The organism is Campylobacter porcelli (genome assembly GCF_002139855.1).
Taxonomy (GTDB): domain Bacteria; phylum Campylobacterota; class Campylobacteria; order Campylobacterales; family Campylobacteraceae; genus Campylobacter; species Campylobacter porcelli.
On record NZ_CP018789.1, the window covers coordinates 978,135 to 1,004,379 of the forward strand.

Here is a 26,245-nt window from a genome sequence, read left to right on the forward strand (position 1 = left end):
TTTTTTAATTACAAAAATTGTATCATACCTAAATTCAAATTAAATTCAAGTGAGATATATGAAATTTATTACTTTTTTTTTAATTTTTACTACTTTTGCATTTAGTAGTGAGTTTATCACCAAAAATGAATATGCCAAAATGCTATACAAAAATCCAAGAGGCATAGGGTGTAATAAATGCCACGGCGATAAAGGAGAGGGAGCATTAATCGTCAAATATAAAGCATTTAATAAAAAAAGTAATAAATATGAGGAGAGATCTTTAAAGGCACCAAGGATAAATAATCTTGATTTTAACAGATTTAAATCAGCCATTACAGACTCTAAAGGCATTATGCCATCATATTTTCTTACTCAAAATGAGATTTTAAATTTATTTGAATACATAACTTCATTTAATAAGGATAAAAAAGATGAGAAATAAAGATGAATTTCTAGAAGCACAAAGGTATATCCCAGGTGGGGTAAATTCTCCAGTGCGTGCCTTTGGCTCAGTTGGCTCTACTCCGTTAATAATCGATAGAGGTGAGCGTGAGTTTATCTATGATATTGAAAATAATGAGTATATTGATTATGTTTTAAGCTGGGGGCCACTCATCTTTGGTCACTGCGATAAGGATATAGAAGATGCGGTAATATCAACAGCTAAAAAGGGTTTAAGCTTTGGCGCACCATGTCTATTAGAGACTAAACTAGCTAAATTAGTTTTATCTAAATTTCCTCATCTTGATAAAATTCGCTTTGTTAGTAGTGGGACTGAGGCTACTATGAGTGCCATTAGACTAGCTCGTGGATATAGCAAAAAAGATGGAATTATCAAATTTGAAGGGTGCTATCACGGCCATAGCGATGGATTATTAGTCAAGGCTGGAAGCGGTGCTACAACTTTTGGATACTCAAGTAGTTTAGGCGTCCCAAATGATATAATAAAAAATACCCACCTAGCAAAATATAATGATTTAAATAGCGTTGAAGAGTGCTTTAAAAATGCCGATATTGGCGTTATAATCGTTGAGCCAATTGCTGGAAATATGGGTCTAGTCCCTGGTAGCGATGAGTTTTTACATGGGCTTAGAAAGATTTGTGATGAAAATGGTGCGGTTTTAATCTTTGATGAAGTTATGAGTGGATTTAGAGCTAGTGCTACTGGTAGCTATGGATTAAATAAGATTAAGGCCGATATAGTTACATTTGGCAAGGTTATTGGCGGTGGTATGCCATGTGCTGCTTATGCTGGTAAAAAGGAGATAATGGAGCTTATAAGCCCACTTGGTGGGGTGTATCAAGCTGGAACGCTAAGTGGAAATCCCGTTGCTATGGCCGCTGGACTGGCTGCGTTAAATAAAATTTATAATACGCCAAATTTATATGATGAGCTAGAGCAAAAAAGTAAATTTATCACAAATAGTATGCTACAAGCTGCTAAAGAGAGTGGGATTGGATTACAAGTTGAAGTGCGTGGATCCATGTGGGGATTTTTCTTTAGCGAAAATCCAGTTACCAACTACGCTCAAGCACTAAAAAGCGATACAGATAGATTTGCTAAATTCCACGCTCAAATGCTTAAAAGAGGCGTATATCTAGCACCAAGCCAGTTTGAGACTTGCTTTGTTTGTAAGCCACTAAGTCAAACAAGCTTAGATAAGACCGCACAAGCTATAAAAGAGAGTTTTAAAGAGCTATGAGCAAAAAAAGTAAAAAGATAAACACAGCCATAAAAGCCGCTGATAGCCTAAGCCTTGGTATATCAATTGTAGTTGCGGTGCTTATAGGCTTTGGCATCGGCTGGGGATTAAAGGAGCTAACAGGCTCAAACTGGGGACTTGGAGTTGGTATTTTCATAGGTGTTGGCGCTGCGATAAATAATATCTATAAAGCCTATAAATCTCAAGTTAAAAGCTATGAAGAGTTTAAAGAAAAGAGATGAAATTTAAAAATTTAGCTATATTTTATCTAATCTTGGATCTATTGTTGATAGCTATTACTTCGGCTTTTGGGGCGGTTGAGCTTTTGAATTCTCAAGTGGCTTTTATCTCTTCGACTTTGATACTATTTGCTAGTTATCTTGGCTATAAAAATAGGGTTAAAAATAGAAGTATAAACTATGAATTAAGCGATAAAGAGCTTGAAATTTTCGAAGATGAAGAAAATGAGAATAATCAAAATATCAAAGATGATAAAAATAGCATTAAATTTCGTAAAATCGATATTTTAGGTGCTTTTAAACCACTTAGATTAATTAGCTATCTTATATTGATTGTAGCGTTTTTTGCCCTGCTTAGAGCTGGGATTTTCGAGCCTATATCATTTTTAATGGGACTTGCTTTAATGCCACTTGGGGTGTTTTGTGCGGGGGTATTTTATGCGAGGAAGTAAAAGAGCCATAATATCCCTAAGCGCCTTATTTATCGGCGTTAGCTTTATATTTATCGCTAGTGGCTTAGTAGTTAGCTCAGGTGGGGTTTTACTCAATGATATGGGTGCTTCAAAGACGCAAATTGGCTTTATTACATCTTTATTTTTCCTTGGCGCACTTACTTGTACCATAGTCTCTCATAGGCTTATTTCTAAGGTCGGTCATATGAGAGCTTATGCGATTTTTACGGCTCTTTTTGCTATTTGCGCGTTGCTTCATGATATGAGTGATAATCTCATATTTTGGGCAATTTTAAGATTTATGCTTGGTTTTTGCTACTATAGTATTGTATTAATTGTAGAGAGCTGGTTAAATGAGAAAACGCCAAATTCCATCAGATCAAGAGTTTTGGGGTTTTATGAGATTGTATTTTACACAGCTTTTGCTATTGGTGCGGTGATTATGAGTATGAATTTAAGCGTTACAAAGGTATTTATCATTGGAACTATATCAATTATAATTGGCTCAATTCCGCTAAATTTTCTTAAAATCAAATCCCCCAAAATTCCAAAATCCATAAATATAAGCCTACCTAAAATATATAATATCGCCCCATTAGCGCTTGCTACTAGTATAATTGCCGGTCTTAGTATGAATGGATTTTTCTCAATGGCATCGCTATTTATAATAACGCAAGGCTACACTACGGCTCAAGCTGGGATATTTATCATAGTTGGAATGTGCGGAGGCTTTATAGCTCACACTATTTTTGGAGTGATTTCAGATAAATTTGGTAGAAAATTAGCCATAATTTTAGCCTCTAGTATAGCATTTTTAGCCTCTAGCGCTTTTGTGCTTATCAATCCTTCTATAATAATGCAGTATATTATAGTATTTTTTTTAGGGTTTGGTATATTTGTGTTATACGCTTTAGCCCTAGCTAGAGCAAATGATGTTCTAACTGATAAAAACGCCTATGTAGAGGTGGTAAGAGCCTTGCTATTTAGCTACTTGATTGGCTCATTCTTATCCACTATTATAATAGGATTTTTGATAAATCAATTTGGTTTTATAGCCTTTATTTTTTACTACATTACTTTACTAACTTTTTTGATAATCTTTGCTATTTTTCAAAAAAGTGTGCCAAAAGCTCAAGAGGTGGCATTTGCCCGTCATAGCGGTCATAGCATAATATTTGATGAGTTAAATAATGATAATAGTAAATAATACCCCAACCCAGCAACCATCTCAAAATAAAGATGAGAAAAAGACCACTTCTAAAGAAAATAGCTCAACAACAGCTCTAAATGATGGCAAAACCATCTTAAAAAAGCCAAATATAGCAATCGAACAAACCAAGCTTGATTTGGAGCTAAATAAATTTTCATCAAAGCTATTAAATGCTCTAAAATCAAATTTAGATGATGGCTCATATAAGCAAAATGCCCTATCGCAGATCAAATCCTCTCAAGTAGCTCCAAATTTAGCCAAAGATCTAACCGCCATATTAAAATCTATAAAATCCGACCCATCTTTAAATGAGTTAGGTGCTAAGCTTGAAAATTTCATTAAGCCAGTTGAGCATATCAAAGCGACAAATATCGCTCAAACTATCAAAGATACAGGCGTTTTACTGGAGGCTAAACTAGCTCAAACCCTAAGCCCAGAGGTGCTCCCAGCCAACATCAAATCACTACTATCGCAGATGAAAAACACAGCAAATAAGGATCTATCCATAGCTTTTATGGCACTAGCTAATACCCAAAGCGACCCAGAGCAGAGCCTTAATGCCCTTTTAGATATTTTGCAACAAAATAGATTAAAAAATAGCCAAATATTGAAAAATTCAAATTTCAAGCCTCTTTTAGACGCTAATACAAAGCTTGAATATACGGCTAAATTTTTAGACAAAATCGCCAATCAAATTCAAACCAACCCCAAAAATCCAATCTCAATAGAGCAAAACATTTCACGAGCTATAAATCAAATTCAAAACATAATAAAAAATATGGAGGCAAATCTATCGCAAATTAATTTTAATAATGCAAATTTAAAAAGCATAAAACCGCTAAATAATCAACTAAATCAGATAATTACAGATATTAAAGATACTCTATCAAATATAAAATCTCAGCTTACCACACCAATCAAAGCCACTCCAAGCAACAATCAAGCAATAGATATTATAAAAAATTTAGACCCAGCAATATCAGCAAAGCTAAGCCAAAATCTCCAAAATAGCAAATCCCAAATCAACCTACTAAATCAAGAGCCAAATAGCATATCTATACAGCAAACATCTCAAAGCATACCAGATATACAAAGCCTAACAAACGCTATAAATCCAAACCAAAATAGCATAAATTTAAATAATTTTATCCAATATATAAACACCGATGCTAATAATCTAAATTTACAAGATAAGCTATCAATGGCTGCTAGAAAGCTCTCAAATATTATTAACTTTTTTGATAAAAATAGCTTAGAAGCTAAAAAAAATTTAACAGAGCTAAAAAGCTTGATTAAAGCTACAAATTTAGCTAAGAGTGAAATATCAAATATAACTCCAAATGATAATAATATCTCAGCCCAATCACTACAAAACGATCTTAAAGCCACGCTTTTAGCCCTAAAAGACGCTACGGCTAACCAGTCAAACCAAGCTGCATTAAATCAAAATATAAATAGACTTCTAACTCAAATTGAGATGCACCAGCTAATTAGCTACGCACAAAACTCAATTCAAACCTACTTACCATACTCGTGGGACGCTTTAGAAAGTAGTAATATAGCCTTTAAACAAGGCAAAAAAAAGAGATTTTATGCTAAAATCGATCTAAATTTTACCCATTTTGGAAATGTAGATATAGTAATTGCTCTAAGTGATAATAAATATATAGATATTAGCATTGCAACTGGAACAGCGGAATTTAAAGATCTAATCTTAAGCTCTAGTAAGGAGCTAAAAACAGCAATTACATCTCTTGGACTTATAGTAAGTAGCTTTACCCTAGCTCACAAACCTAAAAAAACTCCATATAGCCAAATAGATAGAGCATTTGATTTTGGCTTTAATAAAAAGGCGTAAATATGGCAAAAAAGATTAAAAAAGCCGTTGCTTTAGGATATAATAAAGATAGAGACAATGCTCCAAAAGTCCTAGCTAGTGGCAAAGGCGAAGTCGCTCAAAAGATAATAGAAGCTGCCAAAATATATAAAATACCAATCAAAGAAGATAGCGATTTAGTCGAGATCCTAAGCAAGGTAGATATAAACCAAGAGATCCCGCCAAATCTCTATAAGGCAGTTGCAGAGGTCTTTAGCTTCTTATATCGCACTACAAAGCTAAAGCACTAAATTCCAAGTAAAATAAGGCTTACAGCCATCACAGCCATACCGCCAACTAACCCATATAAACTATCGTGTGCTTTATCATAACTTCTAGCAGCAGGGAGCAACTCATCAAAGCTGATAAATACCATAATTCCAGCTACCACACCAAATATAATAGCCATTAATGTTTCATTTAAAAATGGCATTAAAATAATTGCTCCCACAATAGCCCCAATTGGTTCAGCAAGTCCAGACAGACATGAGTAGGCAAAGGCTCGTTTTTTATCATTAGTAGCGTGATATATAGGTAGTGATACAGCCAAGCCTTCAGGTATATTATGCAGTGCTACGGCTATAGCAATTGCTAGTCCAAAACTAAGAGAGTCAATACTACTAATAAATGTCGCAAAACCTTCTGGAAAATTGTGTAAAGTAATGGCAAAAGCGGTCATAATCCCTGTTCGCTTTAGGCGTTTTAGCCCTATATTGCTTATACCAGGGTGATAGGTGGGGCGAGGCTCATTATGGCTAGGCAAAGGGCAGAATTTAAGCTCATCAAGGCTATCTTTTGGCTCATGCGGATTTAAATCACTTGGTATAAACTTATCTATCAAAGCAGTAAATATAATCCCACCAAAAAATGCTAAAAGCCCTATAAATTCAGCATTTTTGCTATCATAAATTCTAGCAAATTCACTCATAGAATCAGGCAAAATCTCCATAAATGATATATAAATCATAACCCCAGCACTAAATCCTAGCCCCACACTAAGTAGCCTAAAATCATCTTTTTTGCTAAAAAATGCAATAATCGCACCAATAGAAGTGGAAAATCCAGCAAAAAGCGTAAGCAAAAACGCATAAAATATCTGACTAAATTGAAATTCCATTTAAACACCTAAATAATAATTTTTATTATTAAACAATAAATTAGCTGAATTTTAGCTTTAAATAATAATTTTTATTATTTAATATGACATATTGATTAATATAGCAATAGAATTTCAAAGGCTAAACCACGCCTTTGAAATTTAAAAACTAAATTTATCCACAAGATCGCTATGATGGACTTTAGCCACATCTGGATGAGATCTTATCATTCTTTTAAAGTAGTTTTGAGCCACATTTCTAAGAAGTGGATTTTTAGGATCTGTATCTACTCCTGTGCTCTCTTTTTTAAGATGCTCTGGAAGCTCTAAAATTGGTATATCCTTATCAAGCTGAACGCCTAAAAAATATGCTATAGAAAATCTCTCATTAGGGGTTAAATTTACTCTATGTATTGTAGCTTTTAGATAGCCATTTGTAGCAAGTTCTAAAAATTCGCCTATATTTACAACCACAGATCCATCCATTGGTGGCACATCTATCCACTCTGAGTTTAGCAAACCTTGTAAGCCAGACTCCCTATCTTGAAACACAAAAGTAATCAATCCACCATCTTTATGCGCCCCAACGCCTTGAGTATTTCCATCAAATGCCGCTGGATAACGAAGTAATTTAGCATGTGCGTATGAATTCTCCCCATAAAGCTTATCAAAAGAATCCTCAGGCAACTCAAGTGCCATAGCAAAGCCTTTAAGGAGTTTTAGCGTAGCTAGGCTAGTTTGGTCAAACCAAGCATTAAATTTATCTCTTAGCTGCGGGATCTGCTTTGGAAATAGATTTGGACCTTGAATTCTCATCCAAATAGGTGAGTTTTCATCCCAATCTAGAGCCTCTTTATCACTACCAGCGTCTATTTGCTCTCTATAATCCTTACCGCCGGCTGTATATTCGCCACCTTCTTGCGAGTAACCCCTAAATTGCGGTGATTTTAGCATTGAAATTTCTTCTTTTTCTTCTAAGCTTAGAGCAAAAAACTCCTTACTAAGCCTTTGTAGCTCCTTACAAAGCTCTAAATCAATGCCGTGATTTATCAAATAACAAGTCCCAAAAGTAGTAAATATAGATTTTAAATCAGATATAAATTTATCCCTATTACTATCAAGCTCATTTAGATCCAATATCGGAATTTGCATACCCATCTCCTTTTTGTAAATTTAATAATTAAAATAGCGTTGGCTCTACTAAGCCTTGATTTAATGCCATCTCCACATCTTGATAATCTTCTAAAATCAAAGCATATCTAAACTCATCTAGCTTCTTAATATCGCCAATATCACTATATATAAAATCAGCCATAAAAGCCACGCTACTACCAGCCTTAGCGCATATGAGTGCGTCGCTGAATTTCGCCCTTAGGCTGCTTGCTTCAATCTTAAAAAGCTCCTCATCGCTCTCGCAAATTATAGCCCTATGGCTTTGCCCAAATTCTTGAATATTAAAAAATCTATCCACAAAAATAGCCCTAAAATGGCTAAATTTATCAAAGCTATTAATCCTAAATCCCACACCACATTTATCAAAAAAGCTCATAATATTAACTAAATCTTTAATGAAAATATTTGGGAATTTAAGCTCACTATAGTAGTTATCCTTAAATAAAATTGTAGTGTAAAATAGCGAGCCACTCTCTATTAAACTATAGTGTAAATCGCTTAAGCTATCATCATTTAAACTAGAGTAAGAAAAGCTTAATTTATCTATCATCACCTCATCATAGCTCATTATATAGGCATTATCATCAGCTTCCATAATCTGCATAAATGCCTGGCTAAGCTCACAACTAAGCAAACATAGAGATCTAGGTAGATACAAACACTCTAAAATTGAGCCTTCTAGTCTTGTAAGATGGATAAATTTAAGCTCTTTTTGTGCTGAGAAAAACCTCATCAATCTTATCATAGCCATAACCACACTATCAACCCTAATTATAGCTATCTCATCATCTTTGCTATTTAAACTCAAATCAGTTATAATCGCATAAGCCCCACTCTTAATAGCAAGGAGAGCGTCATCTATCGTAGCATTTAAAGCTAGATATGCCATACCGACTTTTATTAAATTTGGATCTAGGCAAAATCCATTTATCATACTGATTTTAGGGTTGTTTTTTAGTTCGCCATTTACTAGCGTGGTTAGGTTTTCTATTCTCATTTATCCGACAATCGCTCCATTTTTTACATTAGCATGAGTGCCTAAAAGAGTTAAGCTTCCATCTTCTGCGCTCAGTATCATACCCTCGCTTAAATGCTTAAATATCTTAGCTGGTTTTAAATTAGCCAAGACGCAAACTTGCTTGCCTATTAAGCTTTTTGGCTCATAATATTTTGCTATACCGCTGATAATTTGCCTTGGATTTTCCTCGCCTAAATCAATTTTAAATTTAAGCAATTTATCACTACCTTCGATATTATCACACTCTAAAATAGTGCCAACTTTGATAACGCACTTTTTAAAATCATCTATTTTAATCTCTTCATCTTTAGATTTAGCCTCACCAATCTTTGCCACTGGGGCTGGAGACATTAATTCATGCTCTATTTTAGCAAATAAAGGAGTGGTAGAGTTAGCTTTAAAATTGCTTAAATTTGAGTTTATTATAAGCTCATTATAGCTATTAGTATCAATTTTAAACTCCAAAGTATCAGCTATTTTTTGAGCTGTATTTGGCATTGCTGGACTTAGCAAAATAGCAACCTTAGCCAAAAGATTTGCCACCAAGGCCACCAAGGCATTTGCCTCATCAAATTTATTATTCTTAATCAAATTCCAAGGCTCATACTTAGCCACTAAAGCATTTGCCATATTTAAAACTTTCCAAAGCTCTTCTAAATATCTATTTGGAGCGATCTCATCTAGACTAGCAACTGCTTGATCTATATGTATTTTAGCCGCTTCAAGCTCACTTAAATAGAATTTCTTAACATCAGCTGAATTAATAATATTATCTGAATATTTGGAGCTCATACCTACTATTCTACTTAATAAATTGCCTAAATCATTGCTTAATTCGCTATTTATGCGATCTATTAAAGCCTTTTGAGAAAAATCCCCATCTTGACCAAATGGCACCTCTCTTAATAGAAAATATCTAAACGCCTCTAGACCATACGCATCGGCTACCTCTTTTGGATTTACGACATTGCCAAGACTCTTACTCATCTTAACCCCATCTCTAGTCCACCAGCCATGTGCTGCTACGCTAACTGGCATAGGCAGATCAAGACTCATCAAAAACGCCGGCCAATAAACCGCATGAAAACGCAAAATATCCTTACCAACCATATGCAAGGTATTTCCCCAATACTCCATCTTCTCCTCACCCCTAGTATATCCTAAGGCTGAGAGATAATTAACTAGCGCATCTAGCCACACATACATTACATGCTTTGGCTCATTTAGCTCTTTTGGTAGTTTAATCCCCCACTCAAAGCTAGTCCTAGTAATAGATAAATCCTTAAGTCCGCCTTTGACAAAGCTTATTACCTCATTTTTTTTGCCTTTTGGAAGGACGCATTTATCATCTTCATACCATTTTAATAATCTATCTTGATATTTTGAAAGAGCAAAAAAGTAGCTCTCTTCTTTTACCAACCTAGTCTTTTTACCACAATCAGGACAGCACTCATCATCTATTAGTTGATTAGTAGCAAAGAAACTCTCACAGCTTACGCAGTAGCTACCTTCATACTCCCCTTTATAAATATCCCCTTTTTTAAGCATTTTAGAAAAAACATTTTGGCTAGTTATCTTATGATAATCATCAGTAGTGCGGATAAAATAATCATAGCTAATGCCAAATTCATCCCATAAAGCCCTAAATTTAGCACTTACCTCATCTGCGTACTCTTTTGGGCTTTTACCTCTAGCTTTGGCAGCCTCTTCTATCTTTTGGCCATGCTCATCTGTGCCTGTTAAAAAAAAGACATCATCGCCCCTTAAGCGATAAAATCTAGCTAAGGTATCGCAAATTATCGTAGTATAAGCGTGTCCGATATGCGGGACATCATTTACATAATATATTGGTGTGGTTATAAATTTCTTCATCATTTTCCTTTAAATTTACTAAAAATCAAACTGACCTCCACGGCCTTCATTCATCTTTTCATATGTAGATTTGACATAATTATCCCTTATATTACACTCAAAAATCATATCACAATCCATACAACTACTTAGATTGTTTGCTTTTTGACACTCTTTAAGCCTAGCTATGGCAATATCAAATTGCAAAACTACAAACTCCTTAATCATATCACAACCAAAGACTCTTTGGCATTTTGCACAGCTATCCCCAGATGAGTTTTGAGCTATACAGTTATTTAGTGCTATTTTTTTATTCTCAAGCTCATCAACACCTTTAAATTCAGCAATCTTAGCCATTTTTTACTCTATCAATCTCAAATTTAGAACCAAAATAGCAAGGCGTAGTCTGATGAGTTTGCTCAATTTTAATATCCAATAAACTATCATTTACCCCATTAGTCGTAGCTCCACCAGCTTTTTCATATATATAGGCAAATGGCAAAACCTCAAAGGCAACTCTAAGCTTGCCATTTGGCGCATCAGTCGTAGCTGGATAGCTAAATAATCCCCCACCTTTTAATAAAACTTGATGTAAATCACTTACCATAGCACCGCTATATCTAAGCCTATATCCATCATCAAACAGCGATTTTATCATAGCTCTATGAGAGTCGCTCCAACCTTTTTGAGTGCCACCTGTAGCGTTTATCTTGCCCTTTTGATTTAACTCTAAATTCTTAATAAATTTAAACTCATTATCTCTATTTAACCTAAATAATTTCACGCTATCATCGCACACTACTAGCTCCACTCTTGGCCCATAAACACTATATAAAGCAACTACTAAATTCCTAGCCTCCAAAGAGCCTTTATAAACCCCAAATATCGATCCAACAGCGAAATTTACATCCACTAAGCTACTTCCATCAAGCGGATCATAAGCGATGATATACTCACCGCCATCATTTACGCTCAAAGGAGCATCTTTTTCTTCGCTAATTATAGCTTTTATGCTGCTAAGCTCTTTTAACCTATTTTCTATTATCTCATCACTTAAAATATCAAGCTTTAGCTGAGTATCGCCAGTAGCATTTGAGCTTGTCGCATAGCCTAAATCCCCATATTTTAATACTTCGCTAATCTTAATAGCTATATCTTGTACTGCTTTTATAATCTCTTGCATTTTATACCCTTTTTGCGTTTTTATCTATCCATTTTATAATATCATCTATATCATCAAGACCAAATTTATCCCCATCAGCACTAAACTCTGCTATATTAGTCGCAAATGCATCACTAAATGGAATAAAATCATCTATAACCTCATCTCTAAAAATCGTAATTCTAGGAAGTTTTAAGCTCTTTAACCCCTCAATTAACAAATAGTCAAACTCACCAAAGTAAGCCGCCAAAATCTCTAATTCACTACCAAAATTATCTAAATTTGGCTCAAATTTCTCATTTTTATCTTTGTGTAATTGCGAATTTATCCTATCACTACCGCCAAAAAGCCCACTTTTTAAAAAAATCGATGTTCTATTTGGGCTTACTACTGCTACATCTGCACCAATGCTACTATAGATATAGCTATCCTTGCCAGGATAATCAAATTTCGCCTTATCGCCTGGATCGTGCTTGGTTATTGCTACTTTAAATCCACGAGATATAAGCTCCTTTGCCACCTTAGATATGAGCGTTGTCTTGCCACTTCCACTAGCCCCACTGAAGGCTACAGCTAATCTTTTAATGATATTTCCTTTTTGAATTTCCCATAATTTTAGCCAAAAAAATCTTAAAAAACGAAATCATTTAAAATGTAAAATCAAATCGCTAAAAATCTCATAAAGCTTCTTTATTTCACTTACGCTTACTCTCTCATCTACTGCGTGAATTCTATCATTTACAACTCCACACTCCACCACAGGAATGCCAAAAGCAGCAAAATATCTAGCATCGCTTGTCCCGCCAGTAGTGCTAAGCTCAGGGCTTATCCCGCAAACTCTCTCAATGCTATTTTTTAAATTTATAGCAATCTTAGAGTTATCATCAGTTAAAAATGGCTTTGAGCTCTCTTTTAGGCTTAGCTCATATCTAAGTCCGTTAAAGATTTCATCACAATACCCCTTTACATCTTCATAGCTAGTTTGGTCTGAATTTCTGATATTAAACATTATTTTAAGCTCACTTGGAGTTACATTACATACCTCCATACCACCTCTAATATCAGTGATTACTATCTTTGAAGGGTCAAAATATCTACTTCCAGCATCCATATCATATCCAGCAAATTTAGGCAAAATTTGGCTTACTTGATGGATTGGATTTACGCATTTAGATGGATAGGCTGCGTGGCCTTGGACGCCCTTAATAGTGATAACACCATTGATAGAGCCACGGCGACCTATCTTTATCATATCGCCAATCTCATTAGTAGATGTAGGCTCAGCTACTATAGCAAAATCTGGCAAAGCATTATTATCTTTTAAATATCTTAACGCCTCTTTAGTCCCATAAATTCCATCGCCCTCTTCATCGCTTGTTATAATCAAGCTTAAAGTTCCATTAAAATTCTTACTATCCTTACAAGCTTGTAGCATAGCTGCTACTCCGCTTTTCATATCTTGAGCGCCACGAGCGTAAATATATCCATCTTTATCAACTGGCTTAAATGGATCGCTACTCCACCCATCTCCTGGCGGAACTACATCTATATGACCCCCAAAGCATAAATTTACCCCATCGCCAAATTTTTTAGTAAGAATGAGATTTTTTACCCCATTAATCTCTAAAAGCTTAGCTTCAAACCCACTCATATATCGCTCAATATAGCTCATCGCACCATCATCATCTGGCGTGATACTCCTAAATTTAAGCAACTCTTTTAAAAGCTTTATAACTTCCATTTTAACCCTTTAAAAATGTATTAAATATAAGAATAATAGCAAATCCAGCCATCAAAATTGCTGAGATATAAGCAAATGCTATTTGAGCTTTTTGGCTTATAAATTTGCGTGAGCGACTAACTATAAATGATAAGAAAACCACCCAAACAAAAATAGCTACAAAAAGCCCAGCAATACCCATCATAGCACTAGGCAAAACCGCCACAACACCACTAACTGAAACCCAAAAGCCAATTATATATGGATTTACAATATTCATAAACGCACCTTTGATAAAACAGCTCCAAAATGAGCCATCTAAGCCCTGCTTTTGACTAATCAATCTTTTAGCCCCAATCAAGGTCAAATACGCAATATATAATAAAAAAATCGCCCCAAAAATAGCTAGAATTTGCGTTAGTAGCTCATTTTGACTAAATTTCAAAACGCCAAAGCTAATAGCAAACAAATATATAATATCCGCAGCCATCGCTCCAAGCCCCACTCCTAAACCAAGGCGAAATTTAACCAAAGCATAACTCATAATCAAAATACTCACAGGCCCAATAGGCACCGCCGCACCAAAGCCTAATATAGCCCCTTGTATAAATCCTTGGATATTTTCTGTCATAATTTTACTACCTTTGAGCCAAACCCACCTTCACTTGGCGTCCCATCTCTAAAAGCTTTAACGCTTGGGTGGGATTTTAGAAATTCTTTTACCGCATAAGCTAATTTTCCTGTGCCAATGCCATGCTTTATTAAAACCTCATCAAATCCCGCTATTAACGCATCAGAGATAAATTTATCCAATCTATCAGTAGCCTCATCACTCCTAAGACCATGAAGGTCAATCATCACACTAGCTGATTTAGGGCTAGACAAGCTTATATTTACACTTTTTGGGTTATTAAGTGGTTGATTTGTAAGCTTTAAAAGCGATATTGGCACTCTAAAGCTAACCCCATTGCTATCTATAATTGCATGATTTTTACTAAGGCTTAAAACCACCCCTTTAATCTTATCATATTTTACCCTATCGCCTACTTTTAACTCTAAAGGCTGGCTTATAATCTCAGGCTTTTGGATAGCCTTTGCTATGGAATTTGCGCTATTTAAGCTTCTTTGTTTATCTTTTATATCTTTGAGATTTATGCCTCTTTTAGCTTCATTTATAGCCTTATAAAACTCATTTTCTAATGAGCTTAATCTAGCTCTTAGCGTCTCATCAGCTCTGATTTTAGCCTCTTTAGCCTCATTTAATAACTCATCTAATCTTAACTCTTTTTCTTCTGTGCTTTTAAGCTTTAATTTTAACTCTAATTCTAAATTTATAGCCTTAGAAATCATCTCATTTAAATTCTCTTTATCATCGCCATAAGCACTCTTTGCACTAGCTACGATATTTGCTGGAATTCCATATCTACTAGCAGTCTCAAAAGCGTAAGATTTGCCTATAATGCCTTTTAAAAATTCATATTTTGGGCGTGAGTTTGTCTCATCATAAAGTGCGGCTATTAGCTCAACTTCGCTATTTTTAGCTAGCAACATAGCAAGTCGTTTGTGGTGAGTGGTGATAACCATCTTTATATCATTTTTCATCATTGTCTGAAGCAATACACTATATAGACTAGCAGCCTCTTCAAAGTCCGTTCCTAGCTCTATCTCATCAACTCCAATTAATATCTGTTTTTTAGATAAAACCTTAGCAAATCCAAGCATTCTACCAGCAAAAGTTGATATATCATTTTTAGAATTTTGCGGATCTTCGATTATTGCTTGAAATTCCTTAAAGCTACCAATGCTAGATTTAGCACTATTTATACTCATTGGAAGTAGGTATTTAGCTAGCATTGCAGCACTCATTATGCTCTTTAATAGCATACTTTTACCGCCAGCATTAACCCCAGTGATTAAGAGAATTTTCCCACGAAAATCCACGCTTACTCGCTTTGGATTTTTAAGCGCTGGATGGGCAAATTCGCTTAAAATTATATCTTTACTAGAGTTAGCTAAGATAAAGCTATAATCCCTACTCTTAGCAAAGCTCACCCTAGCAATCAAGCTGTCTACATAATCAAAGGCTGAATTTATAAATTTTAAAAATGGCAAATTTTTATTAAAAATCGCACTAATTGCCTTAGCATATTCAAATAAAATTTCCTCTTTTTTATCTAATAAATCGCTCTGTTCGCTCTTTAATTTGCTTACAATATCAGGCAAAATATAGAAGTATCCACTACTACTTCTAGCTATTACCGCACCTTTTAAAGCGTGGTTAAATCCACCACGAACTAAAAGAGCCTCATTTGAATTTACATAGTGAATTTGCGTATCTACTAGATATGGGCTTATGCTTTTTGTATAAATTAGCCTTTTTAAACTCTCATCTATTTGCTGTTTTTTATTTTTGTAGGCCTCATTTATCGATATTAAACGCTCATCAATGCTCTCTTTAAATTCCCCATTTTCATCAAAATACTCACAAATTTTATCAATGCTAGATGGAATTTCAATCTTATCTAAATAACCACGCATCTTAGGAGCAAAATTTTGAGATTTTAGATAGTTAAAATACTCTATAATCTTGCTAAATTCATATATCTCGCTAATGTGTAAAATAGCTTGTTTGGATATTCGCATTAGCGCTTCATCTAAATTTGCTACCTCTTTTGGACTCTTTAGATTAAGCTGGGAAATCTCCTCTATTTTCTCATAATTTGCCTTACTATCGCCACTGATAAAAAGCGGCTTAGGTCTAGCTAAAAATCCATTATACGCACTCAAATACTCGGTTAAATCTAACTTTTCAAATAGCTCTTCCATAAATTCTCACAAAAATAATTTAAAGCTCAATTATACTAATTTTGCCTTAAATCTATCCATTTTAAGGGGCTTTTAGTGGTAAATTTGATTTTTTAAATTAAATTTAATTTATATAATTTAAATATATATTTAATTACTTTATATTGACAAATATCTAGTTTATTGATATAATTGCTATATTAAAAGATAAATATATCTTTTTACTATATTTTAAAATAAAGGAGACAAAATGGCAAATTGTGCTATAAATGCTTGCACTAGACTAGACCCAATTGATAAGGCTGGTTTAGAGGCTTTAATCAAAGCTGGAAAAGAGAATCCAGATGTTATAAAGACACTTAAATGTCGCACAGTCGCAGAGGGAAAATTCCGCCATGCAAACTATATAAGAAATCTACCTGCATATATCGTAGATGAGCCGCCAACACTTCTTGGAGAAGATACCGCACCAAATCCTAGCGAAGCTGTTTTAGCCGCTCTTGGAAGTTGTATAGCAGTAGGAATTCACGCAAATGCGATCGCTCAAAATATAGTTATCACAAAGCTTGAAGTTGAGCTTGAAGGTGATCTAAATATAACTGCTGTTTGGGGAACTGGCGATCTAAGCGAGAAGCCACTTGGATTTACAGATGTAAGAGTAAATGTGATATTAGAAAGCAACGCTGATAAGGCTAAACAAGACGCACTAATAGCACACGCTTTAAAATACTCACCGGTTGCAAATACCTTGCTTAGAAATGTAAATTTAGAAGTTAAATAAAAGGATGCAAAATGGCACTACAACAATTAGAAAAATTAGCACACTCCATAGATAAAGATGGAATTTACCCAAAAGAGTTATTAAAGCAAATAGCTCAAAATGGCGATTTTGCCGTTTTGAAATCTAGAGCTGATATATATCAAGCTATTGAAAATATAGCTAAAATTTCAAATATTTGTGGGACAAGTGGATTTTGCATGTGGTGCCAATTTGCAATCATCTACTACTTGATAAATAGTGATAATCAAGAGCTAAAAAACGAGCTATTACCAAAGCTATATAGTGGTGAAATTTTAGGCGGTACTGCACTATCAAATCCTATGAAGGCCTTTGCTGGGATAGAGAAAAACCATCTAAGTGCTAAAAAAGTTGAAGGCGGATATATCATCAATGGCACCCTTCCTTGGGTCTCAAATATCACTGAAGATAGCATATTTGGCGCTATAGCCATAGATGAAGATAATAATCCTGTAATGGGTGTGATAAGAGTTGGTAAAAACGCCACCTTAAAATCAAATATCAAATACGCCGCACTTGAGGGCTCAGCTACTAAAAGCGTGGTTATTAAAGATTATTTTTTAAGCCATAGCGATATTTTAGCCACAAATATATATGAGTATCTAATCAAAATAACGCCAGGATTTATAATCTTACAAACAGGCATAGCCGCTGGGATAATATCAGCTGCTCTAGATGAGATAGAAAAATCAAACAAAACTCACGCCGATATAAACTCATATTTAAATATAAATTTAGATGAGCTAAAGGGCGAATTTAGCAATCTTTTAGATAAAATTAAGCTTATATCAAAAGATGTAAATGGTATAGAGCCAATTGAAATTTTAAAAGCAAGGCTTGAAGGCTCACTTCTAACTCAAAAGGTCACAAATGCGGCGGTCCTGTTTTGCGGGACTAAGGGGTATTTTGAGAAATCCCATGTAGCAAGACTTCAAAGAGAGGGCAACTTCGTTCTTATAGTAACGCCTAGCATAAAGCACCTTTTAAAAGAGATAGCTCAAATAAAAGCTGGTTTTGGCTGCATAAAATCATGGCGAGATAAATTATAAAAAGGATAAGATATGAATAGAAGATACGCACTTGGATTTTTAGCTGGTTTTTTGGCTCTTAGCACCACTAAGAGTGTGGCAAATTCTAAATTTAAAAAAGGTATTAAGATAGGATATCTGCCGATTTGCGACCACTTAATCATAATTGCTAAAGATATTTTTAGCAGTGATGAGTTTAGTATAACTCCTATTAAATTTGCTAGTTGGGCTGATTTAAGCGAGGCTTTAAGGGCTGGGGCGATTGATGCGGCCTTTTTACTAGCTCCACTTGGACTTATGCTAAAGGGTAGCGGTGTGGATATAAAAGCCATTATGGCCGCTCACAAAAACGGCTCATCTTTAGTGGTAAATAAGAGCATTAAAACAATTGATGATTTAAAAGGCAAAAATATAGCGATTCCATCGAGATTTTCTAGCCACTACTATATCTTACACAAGCTTTTAAGCAAGCACAATATAGAGGTAAATTTAGTAGATATGGCACCTACTGAAATGCCTTTTGCCTTGCTGACAAATAGAATTGATGGATATATCGTCGCTGAGCCTTTTGGACAGCTTGGTGTCCAAAGAGGAGCTAGAAATTTGATATTAAGCAAGGATATTACGCCAGATCATATTTGCTGCTTACTAAACTACTCTAGTGAGTTAGCAAATTCCAATATAGCAGACCAGCTAACTAAGGCATTTAAATTAGCTGCGAATTTCATAGAAAAAAACCAAAAAGAAGCTGCCATAATAGGCTCAAAAATCCTAGCCCAAGATGCTAATATCATCAGCAAAATTGTAGAAGAAAATATAGTATCTTATAATGATTTAAGGGTTAAAAAAGAGGATTTAATAGCCTTAAAAGAGTTTTTAATATCACAAAATTTAGCTAATGATGGGCTAAAAAATCTAGATATAGATAGCTATTTGGTGGAGCAAATATGAGATATATCTATCAAATATTAGTTTTGATTATAGTGATATTGTTGTGGCATTTTTTAAGCTCAGATCTTGTCGCATCACCAGCTCAAACTATAGAGGCATTTAGGCTAATAATAGCTAATAATAGCCTTCAAATAGGGATAATCGACTCTTTATATAGATATGTTTTGGGGCTAATATTTGGTGTGGGTTTTGGTATTTTAATTGGCTTTATATTTGGGTTTAATCCCAAATTCGCTAAGGCATTTGATCCATTATTTAACCTTTTGCGTCCCATTTCTCCTATAGCGTGGGTTCCTATGATATTAATCATCTTTGGGATTGGAGATTTGCCAACTATATTTATCATAGCCTACTCTGTCTTTTTCCCTATGGTTTTGCTCTCTACAAAAGCCATTAAAGATGTTCCTAGTGAGCTGATTATAGTGGCTAAAAACTTTGGCGCATCAAGGTGGCAAATTTTAAAAAGCGTGATATTTCCATCTAGCTTTTTATCCCTTATATCTAGCCTTAGATTAGCAGCAGCTCTAGCGTGGATAAATTTAGTCGTTGGCGAAATGCTAGGGGCTCAAACTGGGCTTGGATATATCATCATAGATAGTAGAAATCAGCTTAGAATTGATATTTTAATAGCTACTATCATCACAATTGGCGTTATAGGAATGGCGATAAATGCTATATTTGGCTATATAGAAAAAGTAGTATCAAGGAAGTATGGCTATGATAGAAATTAGTAATTTAAAAAAATCTTTTAAAGATATTTGCGTTCTTCATGATATAAATTTGCGTGTTGATGATGGTGAGTTTTGCGTTCTTTTAGGGGCTAGTGGAAGTGGCAAAAGCACAATTTTAAAGATATTAAGCTCACTTGAGAGTTTTGATAGTGGGAGTATTAAATTTGATAATTCTGAGTTTAAAAATCAAATCCCAAGCTCTAAAGATAGACAAATCATAATGCAACACTACTCGCTAATGCCGTGGCTAAACGCAGAAGACAATATCAAATTTGCTCTAAAATGCTCTGGGATAAAGGATAAAAATAAACTAGAAAATATATCTAAAAAGTATCTTAGCCTAGTTGGGTTGGGAAATATATCTAAAAAATATCCCCACTCACTAAGTGGCGGTCAATGCCAAAGAGTAGCTATAGCTAGGGCTTTAGCATTAGATCCGCAAGTGCTATTTTTAGATGAGCCATTTAGTGCTTTAGATCCAGTAGTTAGAGCAAATTTACAAAATGAGCTTAAGGATCTAACTAAAAACAAGCAAGTAATATTTGTAACTCACGATATAGATGAGGCTATACTTTTGGGTGATAAGATTGTCGTTTTACATAATGGCAAGATAATAAAAGAGATTAAAAATCCCAAATTTACCCCAAATACTCCAAAATATTTTGAGCTAAAATCAGTAATATACAAGCTAATAAACGGCGAAGTAGATAATATAGAATATATGATATAAGATAGCCAAGATGGCTATCTTACTTATCTTAGAAGTGATGAGACTTGCTGTGCTAAAAGGCTCATATTATGAGCAGCAGCTAAAGTTGTGCTATTGATTTGTAAATTTGATCTATTTAAATCACTTAAATTTTTTACCACATCATTGTTTTGAAGTTGTGATTCACTAGCTCTGGCTGAATTTGCCGCTGTGATACTAGAATTAATGTTGCTCAAAAGACCTTGCTGGGTGCTTCCTATATCAGTTCTCATAGCATTAACACTATCTCTAAAAGCAGCTATGCTATCTTGAGAATTAATATCGATTGAGCTGATATTTGGAGCGTTTAATGAAATTCTAGTCTCAGAGTTTCCAGTTTGAAAATTTAAAGTTGAACCAAAGATATTATTGCCATTAAAGCTAGTTGAATTTAAGGTATCTTGCATAGAGGTTTTTAGTGCTTCAGCCTCACTTGTGATGGCTGATCTTGCATTGCTATCCATTGCTAGACTAGTTGAGCGAATTGAAAGCTCGTTTAATCTATCAGCACCACTTGTTAAATTTTGCAACGCACCATCAGCAATCTGTAATACCCCAATTGCGTCATTTGCATTGCTAACGCCTTGAGAGATGGCATTTGCATTGCTTAAAAGTGCATTTGCTATAACCATATTAGCACTATCACTACCGCTTATAGCACGATTTGCAGAGATATTATCTAAAGCCTTATTTGCACTATTTTGAGCGTTATTTAGATAGTAATTTTGCATACTATTTGAGTAGTCATTTATCTTCATCTCATACTCCTTTATTTTGTTATTTGCTGAATTTTACTACTAAAGTATTAAAATTTGCCTTAATTAAAAATCAGCTCTAACATTTAGCCAGAAATTTCTACCAGGAATTATTCTTTGATATTGATTTGTGTATGATAGTCCTCTACCGCTAGTATATGTAACATAATCTACAAAATTCTCATCAAGCAAGTTATTAATAACCGCACCAATGGTAATTCCATTGCTAAATTTATAATTTGCCCCCAAATCAACCACATGCATATCTTTAAAATAATCACCCACGCCAGAGTTAGCGATATTTGCGTTATCTGTTAGAGTTTTTAGCTTTGCACTCCATCTAAGATATGCATCCCAGCTTTTTGCCTTATATGATAGCTTAGTAGATAGGTTATGAAGTGGAATATCATTTAGAGCTTTTCCTTTGTTTTGTCCGCTTTTTTCTCTGTTTTAGTATATCCATATGAGAAATCAGCGTAAATTCCCCTTGGGATTATATTTTCAAAAAGAGGTTTAGACTTAATCCCTAGCTCAAAGCCTTTTGACACGGCCTCATCCACATTTTCATATATTGAGCATGTGCTTCCACCATAAGCTCCACAAATTCCATATCCATTTGGTAGTTGCTGACCGCTTTGATATGTTTGAGTTGATATAGCATCGTTAAATTGAGTATAATACGCAGTAGCACTAATATCAGCCCAAAGCCACTCATATATAGCACTTAATTCATAGCTTAATGTTCTTTCTACATCTAGTCCATTATTGCCATATCTATCTGTTGTGGTATCAGTAGAGTAATATCTATCATATCTACTACCTAAATCTGGAGCTTTCAAACCGCTACTAATACCAAATTTCAAAGTAAGCAAATCAGTTGGATATACATTCAAATATGCTCTTGGGTTAAAAAATGTCCCATAAGTTCTTATATGATTAACCCTACCGCCTAAAGTAGTGCTAATATACTCATTAAATAGATACTCTCCCTCAGCATAGCCAGCGATTGTGTATTGATTGGCACTATAGTTTGTTTGGTGGTTATCTAAATTTTCAAATGATAAATATGGTCCAAAATTTAAAATCAATGAGCCATAATTGTTATAATCAAAATTCATCATATTTTGATTGCTTATTATGAAATTATCATGCACTACCCTATTGGCTCTGTTTTTCACCCCTTTTTCATCTCCGACATTTGATACTATGTGTGGGATTTTTTCTGTTAGGGCGTATTGGATATATGAGTTAGTTTTGCCCCATTGATACTCACCACTATGCCCGATTGAGTTATCATATTTATGGTATTCACGCACAGCTGTGATTTGGCTACTACTTGTATTTAAGCTGCCTAGGCGTTGAAATCCATACTCGCTATCTAAATATACTGAATTTGCCCCATCAATATCATAATTAAGCTTACCGCCTAATGAGTAATTTACATATCCAGTTGGACTATGTGAAGTGTATGGGTTGTTTGACCTAGTATCTACATATCCTGGAATATCTTTTTTATAAAATTTATTTTGACCGCTATCATAATACTTACCACGCAAACTAAGGGTAAATCCATACCCAAGTGGAGCAAATACATTACCATTTAAGCCATACATATTACCCCAAGTATTGTGATGCTCTTGTAATCTTGTCTCTAAAGATATTGTTGCTGATGCTTTATCAGCGTTTTTCTTAGTAATTATATTTATAACTCCACCCATAGCATCTGAACCATAAATAAGCGATGCTGGGCCGCGAATTACCTCAACTTTTTCTATCATAGAAACCGGAGGCAAAAATCCACTAGTAGAGTCAAATCCATTACCATCAAAGGCAGCATCCATATTAATTCGCTTACCATCTACTAGTATAAGGGTATATTTACTAGCCATACCACGCATCTTTATAGAAGAAGAGCCCGTCTTGCTAATCTCGGTGCTAACGCCTGGAATATCTTGGACTATATCGCCTAGATCTCTTATGGGGCGATTTTGAATTTCATCGCCACCTATAATGCTAATTGTAGCTGGGGCGTCTTTGATGCTTTGAGCAAATCCGCTATCTGAAACTACAGATTTATCCAGCACTGCCACATCATTAGCTTGTAGTGCTACCCCCCCCCTAAAGCAGTAGCTACAGCTACAAAAAAAGTCTGTTAAACATAAGTTTATCCTTAATAATAATTATTAAAAGCAAAATAATAACAAAAGAAATATTAATTTATTATAAATTTTGATAATCATTACTAATATTATCAAAACTAGAAATTTACTACATTTAATATCACTTAAATTTACAATAAAATATAGCAAAAAATAGTCAATTAATGCGTAAGAATTCTAAATTTAACCGATTTTAGCTATAATTCAACAAAAATTTAAGGCAAAATGTGGATAAAAGCAAAATCGCTTTAGCAATTGGAGCTGGTAGTGAGAGTTTAATAGCTATAAGATATGCCAAAAAACTTGGTCTAAAGGTCATAGCATTTGATGGAGATGCGTCTGCTTTGGGGCTTAGAGAAGCTGATATTTCCTATATAGTTGATATATCACAGCCAAAACTTATAATCTCTAAGCTAAATAGCGATGGATTTATCCCAAATTTAATCTTGCCAACGCTAATTGGTCGCTGTCTAATTAGCATTGGAGCGTTGAATGATTACTATAATTTAAGTGGCTTTAGCTACGATATAGCCGATATATGCACTGATAAACTCAAATTTGCTCACGCCCTTAACTCGCCTAAAAATTGGGGGGGGGTAAGCTTAAATATGAGAAATTTAAGAGAGATTAATTTCTCCCTATTTAAGCCTGATTTAGATCTAAATGAGTTTAAATTTCCCATTATTATAAAACCAAGATTTGGTAGCGGTAGTAGAGATACCTTGGTTATTTCTACAAAAAATCAACTTAAAAATATTTTAAAAAATGAGAAATTCAAACAAGAGGATTTTTTGATAGAGGAGTTTATAGATGGCGTAGAGTATGGTATCGACGCAGCCGTAATGGATGGTAAATTTAATCACATTTTACTAAGAGAAAAGCTCATAACGCCTATACCATATAGACAAGCTATAGCCTATATCAGCACAGATGAGATCCCTAGCGTAAGTGAGTATATGCAAGAGATTATAGATAAATTAAATATAGATAGTACCTTGATACACGCTGACATTATCATCACTAAAGATGGTAAGCCATTTATAATTGAGATAGCTACTCGTCCAAGCGGACACTATCTAAGCAAATTTATAGAGATTACAACTGGGATAAATCCTACTAAAGAGTGGATAAATCATAGCTTAAATCTACCATATAGCCTTAAACCAAAATTTAGGAAAAATACAATAATACGATATTTTGATTTTGAAGGGGATTGGATAGAGGCTGATTTTGCCTTGCTTAAAGATAGCTTAGGAATTATAGAGTATGAGTGTAATATCAGCTCTACTCTTACTAAGGTCGTAGATGGTGCTAGTATAATGAGTAGAGGCTATGCTATAATAGAAGCAAACTCAAAAGAGCAATGTCTAATAAACGCTCAAGAATTAATATCAAATTTTAAAAGGAAAATCAATGAATGAGATACAAAAAGCTCAAGAACACTCCTATAAACTATGGGAAAAACACATATCAAACTCAATGCTACTATATCCTAATGAGTATCTAACTAGATATATCTATGCTAATAGAAGTAAATTTAATAGCATACTGGATTTTGGCTGTGGCGATGGTAGGCATTTAGAGATGATAGCTAGGGCTGGGATTAAGGAGATAATCGGCGTAGATTGTAACGCCTCAGCACTAAAAATAGCTAATCAAAGATGCGAAAAATATAATATAACCTTACACCAAAATAATCAAAATATAAATTTAAAAGAGCTAATTAAAAGAGATGATCTAGACTGCGTAGTCTGCTGGGGAATAACTCTAATAAATGCTAATTATGTAACAAGTAGTATATTTAAGCAATTTGCAGATATATTAAAAAGCGGTGGCAAAATTATAGCTAACTGGAGAGCGCAAGATGACTCCTTATATGGCGATGGCAAAGAGATACAAAAAGATACATTCATAATACAAAGAGATAGCCACAAAGGAATGCTATACTATATCCCAAATTTAGATGATATAAAGGCAATTTATAAGAGTGCGAATTTAGAGATTATAAGCATAGATAGTGAGAGATTTACTACTGATAATGGCAAGATTATAAACTCATGGCATATTATAGAAGCTAAGAAAGTATAAAGGAAATTTAATGATAAATAGCGTAAATGACTATAAAGAGCACTTTGAATTATGGGAGGATTTGGTATTAAGCGGGGATAGAATTTACCCTAGTGAGTTTGTTGTTCGTTTTGCCTTTAAGAATAAATTTAAAAGTGTGCTAGACTTTGGCTGTGCTAATGGTAGGCATTTAGAGTGCTTTAGCAAGGCTGGGGCTACTAAATTAATAGGAGTTGATCTTAACCAAAAGCCACTTGATTTAGCCAAATCAAGATTAGAGCATATCATAAATAGTCGTGGTGGCACACTAGAGCTATATAGCAATAAAAATAGAGATATTAATGAAATTTTAAAAGATATTAAAGTTGATGCGATAGTAGCTTGGGAGATAGCCTATTTATATACTCCAAATGTTGCTTTAAATCTATTAAAATCACTAAAACCCCATCTAAATCCAAATGGCAAAATATTAATAAATTTCATATCCACAGATGATAGCCTAAAGAGCGATGCAAAGCTAATTGGCGAGAATTTATATGAGATTACAGAGCATACCCATAAGGGGTTGATTTTTACATTTTATAATCTAGATATGATTAAAGAGCTTATGCAAAAAGCTGGTCTAAAGATACTAGCCATAGAGAAAAATCACTACTGGCTAGATGGTGGAGCTATCAAGCATGACTATATCAATATCCAAGCCACGCATGATAGATAAAA

26 protein-coding genes and 1 pseudogene are annotated in these 26,245 nt (G+C 34.4%); 15 read left to right on the forward strand and 12 right to left on the reverse strand.

Annotation, left to right across the window (positions count from 1 at the left end):
* Positions 1-58 precede the first annotated feature (58 nt).
* The 7 genes from CSUIS_RS04965 to CSUIS_RS04995 are packed head-to-tail and all read left to right on the forward strand — an operon-like array spanning position 59 to position 5,713.
* Positions 59-424, forward strand: a complete 366-nt coding sequence (locus tag CSUIS_RS04965; protein WP_086297545.1) for a c-type cytochrome — start codon at positions 59-61, stop codon at positions 422-424.
* Positions 414-1,685, forward strand: a complete 1,272-nt coding sequence (hemL, locus tag CSUIS_RS04970; protein WP_086297547.1) for a glutamate-1-semialdehyde 2,1-aminomutase — start codon at positions 414-416, stop codon at positions 1,683-1,685. Before CSUIS_RS04965 ends, hemL begins: the two co-directional genes overlap by 11 nt.
* The gene (locus CSUIS_RS04975) at positions 1,682-1,927 is read left to right on the forward strand and encodes an AtpZ/AtpI family protein (protein ID WP_086297549.1); all 246 of its coding nucleotides are present in this window, start codon (positions 1,682-1,684) and stop codon (positions 1,925-1,927) included. The genes hemL and CSUIS_RS04975 overlap by 4 nt, the downstream gene beginning before the upstream one ends.
* Positions 1,924-2,376, forward strand: coding sequence for a hypothetical protein (locus CSUIS_RS04980; RefSeq protein WP_086297551.1), 453 nt, complete (start codon positions 1,924-1,926; stop codon positions 2,374-2,376). The genes CSUIS_RS04975 and CSUIS_RS04980 overlap by 4 nt, the downstream gene beginning before the upstream one ends.
* On the forward strand, positions 2,363-3,583 hold the full coding sequence (locus tag CSUIS_RS04985) for an MFS transporter (protein ID WP_086297553.1): 1,221 nt from the start codon (positions 2,363-2,365) through the stop codon (positions 3,581-3,583). The genes CSUIS_RS04980 and CSUIS_RS04985 overlap by 14 nt, the downstream gene beginning before the upstream one ends.
* Positions 3,567-5,444 (forward strand): flagellar hook-length control protein FliK, encoded by a 1,878-nt coding sequence (fliK, locus tag CSUIS_RS04990; RefSeq protein ID WP_086292774.1) that lies wholly within the window; start codon positions 3,567-3,569, stop codon positions 5,442-5,444. The genes CSUIS_RS04985 and fliK overlap by 17 nt, the downstream gene beginning before the upstream one ends.
* A 2-nt stretch (positions 5,445-5,446) precedes the next feature.
* Entirely contained in the window at positions 5,447-5,713 is a 267-nt protein-coding gene (locus tag CSUIS_RS04995) for a FlhB-like flagellar biosynthesis protein (protein WP_086236557.1), read from the forward strand.
* Here the strand turns inward: CSUIS_RS04995 and zupT are convergent.
* From zupT to CSUIS_RS05045, 10 genes are all read right to left on the reverse strand, one after another.
* Positions 5,710-6,579: a zinc transporter ZupT gene (gene zupT, locus CSUIS_RS05000; protein ID WP_086236556.1), complete on the reverse strand. Its 870-nt coding sequence runs from the start codon at positions 6,577-6,579 to the stop codon at positions 5,710-5,712. The two genes, CSUIS_RS04995 and zupT, sit on opposite strands and share 4 nt — an antisense overlap.
* Before the next feature lie 141 nt (positions 6,580-6,720).
* The gene (locus tag CSUIS_RS05005) at positions 6,721-7,710 is read right to left on the reverse strand and encodes an isopenicillin N synthase family dioxygenase (protein ID WP_086297555.1); all 990 of its coding nucleotides are present in this window, start codon (positions 7,708-7,710) and stop codon (positions 6,721-6,723) included.
* Between the two features lie 28 nt (positions 7,711-7,738).
* Entirely contained in the window at positions 7,739-8,728 is a 990-nt protein-coding gene (locus CSUIS_RS05010; protein ID WP_086297557.1) for a hypothetical protein, read from the reverse strand.
* Complete coding sequence (gene metG / locus CSUIS_RS05015) at positions 8,729-10,624, reverse strand: methionine--tRNA ligase (RefSeq protein ID WP_418228971.1); 1,896 nt, start codon at positions 10,622-10,624, stop codon at positions 8,729-8,731.
* Positions 10,625-10,639: 15 nt separating this feature from the next.
* On the reverse strand, positions 10,640-10,957 hold the full coding sequence (locus CSUIS_RS08585) for a hypothetical protein (RefSeq protein WP_236845247.1): 318 nt from the start codon (positions 10,955-10,957) through the stop codon (positions 10,640-10,642).
* Positions 10,950-11,783, reverse strand: a complete 834-nt coding sequence (locus tag CSUIS_RS05025) for a class 1 fructose-bisphosphatase (RefSeq protein ID WP_086292780.1) — start codon at positions 11,781-11,783, stop codon at positions 10,950-10,952. Before CSUIS_RS05025 ends, CSUIS_RS08585 begins: the two co-directional genes overlap by 8 nt.
* Position 11,784: 1 nt before the next feature.
* The gene (locus tag CSUIS_RS05030; protein ID WP_086236551.1) at positions 11,785-12,348 is read right to left on the reverse strand and encodes a molybdopterin-guanine dinucleotide biosynthesis protein B; all 564 of its coding nucleotides are present in this window, start codon (positions 12,346-12,348) and stop codon (positions 11,785-11,787) included.
* Between the two features lie 57 nt (positions 12,349-12,405).
* On the reverse strand, positions 12,406-13,503 hold the full coding sequence (dapE, locus tag CSUIS_RS05035; protein WP_086297561.1) for a succinyl-diaminopimelate desuccinylase: 1,098 nt from the start codon (positions 13,501-13,503) through the stop codon (positions 12,406-12,408).
* Position 13,504: 1 nt separating this feature from the next.
* Entirely contained in the window at positions 13,505-14,113 is a 609-nt protein-coding gene (locus CSUIS_RS05040; protein ID WP_086297563.1) for a LysE family translocator, read from the reverse strand.
* Positions 14,110-16,308, reverse strand: coding sequence for an endonuclease MutS2 (locus CSUIS_RS05045; RefSeq protein WP_086297566.1), 2,199 nt, complete (start codon positions 16,306-16,308; stop codon positions 14,110-14,112). The genes CSUIS_RS05040 and CSUIS_RS05045 overlap by 4 nt, the downstream gene beginning before the upstream one ends.
* A 229-nt stretch (positions 16,309-16,537) precedes the next feature.
* On the opposite strand from CSUIS_RS05045, the gene CSUIS_RS05050 reads away from it, so the two are divergent.
* Genes CSUIS_RS05050 through CSUIS_RS05070 form a run of 5 tightly spaced genes read left to right on the forward strand, consistent with a single transcriptional unit; the run spans position 16,538 to position 20,526 of the window.
* Positions 16,538-17,068, forward strand: a complete 531-nt coding sequence (locus tag CSUIS_RS05050) for an OsmC family protein (RefSeq protein WP_086292786.1) — start codon at positions 16,538-16,540, stop codon at positions 17,066-17,068.
* Positions 17,069-17,079: 11 nt separating this feature from the next.
* Positions 17,080-18,135 (forward strand): acyl-CoA dehydrogenase family protein, encoded by a 1,056-nt coding sequence (locus tag CSUIS_RS05055; RefSeq protein WP_086297569.1) that lies wholly within the window; start codon positions 17,080-17,082, stop codon positions 18,133-18,135.
* 12 nt (positions 18,136-18,147) lie between these two features.
* On the forward strand, positions 18,148-19,065 hold the full coding sequence (locus CSUIS_RS05060; protein WP_086297572.1) for an ABC transporter substrate-binding protein: 918 nt from the start codon (positions 18,148-18,150) through the stop codon (positions 19,063-19,065).
* Positions 19,062-19,796: an ABC transporter permease gene (locus tag CSUIS_RS05065; RefSeq protein ID WP_086297575.1), complete on the forward strand. Its 735-nt coding sequence runs from the start codon at positions 19,062-19,064 to the stop codon at positions 19,794-19,796. Before CSUIS_RS05060 ends, CSUIS_RS05065 begins: the two co-directional genes overlap by 4 nt.
* Positions 19,783-20,526: an ABC transporter ATP-binding protein gene (locus CSUIS_RS05070; protein ID WP_086236936.1), complete on the forward strand. Its 744-nt coding sequence runs from the start codon at positions 19,783-19,785 to the stop codon at positions 20,524-20,526. Before CSUIS_RS05065 ends, CSUIS_RS05070 begins: the two co-directional genes overlap by 14 nt.
* A 23-nt stretch (positions 20,527-20,549) precedes the next feature.
* On the opposite strand, the gene CSUIS_RS05075 is transcribed toward CSUIS_RS05070, so the two are convergent.
* Together CSUIS_RS05075 and CSUIS_RS05085 are read right to left on the reverse strand one after the other, a co-directional pair.
* Positions 20,550-21,302 carry a flagellin gene (locus tag CSUIS_RS05075; RefSeq protein WP_086236543.1) on the reverse strand — a complete coding sequence of 251 codons (753 nt, stop codon included), beginning with the start codon at positions 21,300-21,302 and terminating at the stop codon, positions 20,550-20,552.
* A 63-nt stretch (positions 21,303-21,365) separates the two neighbouring features.
* Positions 21,366-23,389: pseudogene (locus tag CSUIS_RS05085) on the reverse strand (TonB-dependent receptor domain-containing protein).
* A 296-nt stretch (positions 23,390-23,685) separates the two neighbouring features.
* Between CSUIS_RS05085 and CSUIS_RS05090 the strand changes: the two are divergent.
* The 3 genes from CSUIS_RS05090 to CSUIS_RS05100 are packed head-to-tail and all read left to right on the forward strand — an operon-like array spanning position 23,686 to position 26,243.
* Entirely contained in the window at positions 23,686-24,879 is a 1,194-nt protein-coding gene (locus CSUIS_RS05090) for an ATP-grasp domain-containing protein (RefSeq protein WP_192940168.1), read from the forward strand.
* Positions 24,872-25,546, forward strand: coding sequence for a class I SAM-dependent methyltransferase (locus CSUIS_RS05095; protein WP_086236539.1), 675 nt, complete (start codon positions 24,872-24,874; stop codon positions 25,544-25,546). The genes CSUIS_RS05090 and CSUIS_RS05095 overlap by 8 nt, the downstream gene beginning before the upstream one ends.
* 10 nt (positions 25,547-25,556) lie before the next feature.
* On the forward strand, positions 25,557-26,243 hold the full coding sequence (locus CSUIS_RS05100) for a class I SAM-dependent methyltransferase (protein ID WP_086297584.1): 687 nt from the start codon (positions 25,557-25,559) through the stop codon (positions 26,241-26,243).
* The last annotated feature ends 2 nt before the right edge of the window (positions 26,244-26,245 follow it).